This is a genomic window from Paracoccus ravus (assembly GCF_004522175.1).
Lineage (GTDB): Bacteria > Pseudomonadota > Alphaproteobacteria > Rhodobacterales > Rhodobacteraceae > Paracoccus > Paracoccus ravus.
This window is the reverse complement of record NZ_SDEB01000073.1, coordinates 1-2,204: the sequence shown is the minus strand read 5'-3', so window position 1 is coordinate 2,204 and position 2,204 is coordinate 1. Positions and strand designations below refer to the sequence as shown.

Below are 2,204 nucleotides of genomic sequence, written 5' to 3'. Positions count from 1 at the left end.
TCATTGGCGACCGGGAATTGCAGGGTTTCTGGCCAAAGCATACGAAACCCTGCAATTTAAAGCGAACCAAACCGCAGATTCGTTACGAAAAATCAAAGCGTTCTTGGTTGTTCAGACCGGACTATTGAGCGCCTGGACGTGGAGTGGCTGGTCAAGTTCCTTCTCCTTAGTTTATTCATGCTCTCCGCCCTTGTAATCGCTACCCGGGCGATCGGCAAACAGCGAACCACAGGTCCAGAATCGCCGGGCATTTCGCTTGGAGGAAAGGAGGTATCCGAAAAACACGCCGAAGTCTCTGTCGATGCACTATCTGGGAGGGCACTTGATGGCTTCACTGGTCAACTTCAGATTACTCAGGAAGAAAAGAACGTTGCAGATCCGGTGTTTCGATTGCGAGACCTCATGAAAGAGCGAAAAACCGAAAGCCTACAACTTCTGTCTGGATGGATTAAAAGAAGCGAAGAGATCTCATGATATATGAAAACTTCCAGTTTCCATCTTTTTCTACAACATGCGAGTCCTCAGTTATTGGCTCATGCAAAGAATTGGACGGAAAAAATTACCAGGTCGGATATGAACACGGAATAGTACAGGGACGCCAGGCAAGCCTTGACGATCTTGAAATTCAACTCCGAAATTTCTTAGCTGCAGTTGTGGACTTAGAGAGAATACGGCATGAGGCCTGTGTCCAAGCCACTTCGGCCATTTTTCCTCTATTGACCACAATAGTGGAAAGCTTGGCAATTTCAGAAAGCCGAGAGGTACTGACGACCGAGCTTCTCGATGAGGTTGAGCGGATTGCTCACCATGTTCGGCCCCAGGAAATATCGATAACCTGCTCGGCGGATATTTACGATGAACTACGCCATCGTTTAGACATCAAAGGACATACGCAGGTTCGTATTCGGGCACGGGCAGAAGAGGTTGGCCGGGCGAATGTTACGTTCGAAAACGCTGAGATCGAAATAGACCAGAAGCAATATGCAGATCGAATTAACTTAATTCCTTCCCGACAGAAACGTCTGAGGGCTTAATGGATGGTTTTGTAGAGCTAGTCGCAAAAGGGCAAATTAAAATAGAAGTGAATTTCCGAATGGGGTCAAAGATTCTCTCAGTGGCGGAGATTTCGGCTTTGCGCGAGGGGGAAATCTTGACGCTCGATCGCGAGCTTACCGATGGGATCGAAATTTGCGTCGGTGAGGATATGATCGCACTTGGAGAGCTAGCCATGAGCAGCGAAAGCGATAGTCGACTATGTGTCAGAATAATAGAGAAAAAATCAAAACTGTAGCGAAGGCTAGTTGCGCTCTAGCACTAGCGATTACTTTACTTCCGCCATTCGCTCTAGCTCAGGATGCTGCACATCTGCTAAGCGAGAGCGAATGGGTGGGTCAGCATGCTGTATCTCTATTCATATTTCTCACAGTTATATCGATTGCACCAGGCATCGCTATTATGGTTACCTGCTTTCCATTTATCGTGACAGTACTGTCGATACTTCGCCAATCAATCGGCATACAGCAGGCACCTCCAAATATGCTTATTATAAGTTTGTCCGCATTTCTTTCCTGGTCTATCATGAGTCCAGTATTTAATGAAGCGTGGGAAAAAGCAGGCGCGCCGCTGCAAACCGGCACAATTGACATCAATCAAGCATTTCATTTAGGCATCACTCCTTTTCGCCGATTTATGGAAGGCCGAGTTAATCCAGAAGTCATCTCTGAAATAGTGGGAGTTAATGAAACTCACTCCGCAATATCGGTCCCGTTGTCTGTTCTCGCCCCCTCCTTCATGCTCAGCGAGATTCAACGGGCTTTTGAAGTTGGATTCATTATCTCACTACCTTTCTTAATTATCGATCTGGTCGTTTCTGCTATTTTAATGTCAATGGGTATGATGATGGTTCCACCATCCGCTGTGGCCCTGCCCTTTAAGTTAGCATTTTTCGTTGCGATCGATGGATGGGCGATTTTGGCCGGATCGCTAATTGGAAGTTATCAATAATGCTATTAGTCCGGCCTGAACAACCTTTCACGCGGCGATTGTGGCCGGGATGCGGGGATTTTTCTGGCAGAGGATCGGGTAATCCTCCCCGTTTTAACGGGGCGCAGAAGTAGACCTCAGGCAGCCATTTTCAGTTTCTGGGCGGGTGTGATGCCGCCGATGCCCATGTTGGGGCGCTCGTTGTTGTAAGTCCATAGCCA

Annotated in this window: 4 protein-coding genes; all 4 read left to right on the top strand. The window is 47.6% G+C overall.

Annotated features, from left to right (window positions below; genetic code table 11):
- Positions 1-138: 138 nt before the first annotated feature.
- The 4 genes from ESZ60_RS20505 to fliP all read left to right on the top strand — a co-directional run bounded on the left by ESZ60_RS20505 (position 139) and on the right by fliP (position 2,004).
- A complete protein-coding gene (locus ESZ60_RS20505; RefSeq protein WP_134682491.1) occupies positions 139-474 on the top strand; it encodes a hypothetical protein in 336 nt (111 codons plus the stop codon).
- The gene (locus ESZ60_RS20500; RefSeq protein ID WP_134682490.1) at positions 471-1,034 is read left to right on the top strand and encodes a hypothetical protein; all 564 of its coding nucleotides are present in this window, start codon (positions 471-473) and stop codon (positions 1,032-1,034) included. Before ESZ60_RS20505 ends, ESZ60_RS20500 begins: the two co-directional genes overlap by 4 nt.
- Entirely contained in the window at positions 1,034-1,291 is a 258-nt protein-coding gene (locus tag ESZ60_RS20495) for a FliM/FliN family flagellar motor switch protein (protein WP_134682489.1), read from the top strand. Before ESZ60_RS20500 ends, ESZ60_RS20495 begins: the two co-directional genes overlap by 1 nt.
- Positions 1,292-1,386: 95 nt before the next feature.
- On the top strand, positions 1,387-2,004 hold the full coding sequence (gene fliP / locus ESZ60_RS20490) for a flagellar type III secretion system pore protein FliP (RefSeq protein WP_342365254.1): 618 nt from the start codon (positions 1,387-1,389) through the stop codon (positions 2,002-2,004).
- The last annotated feature ends 200 nt before the right edge of the window (positions 2,005-2,204 follow it).

Bases quoted from the DNA above. Each gene is read 5' to 3' on its own strand.
- ESZ60_RS20500 (WP_134682490.1), top strand. From the start codon at position 471: ATGATATATGAAAACTTCCAGTTTCCATCTTTTTCTACAACATGCGAG.
- ESZ60_RS20495 (WP_134682489.1), top strand. From the start codon at position 1,034: ATGGATGGTTTTGTAGAGCTAGTCGCAAAAGGGCAAATTAAAATAGAA.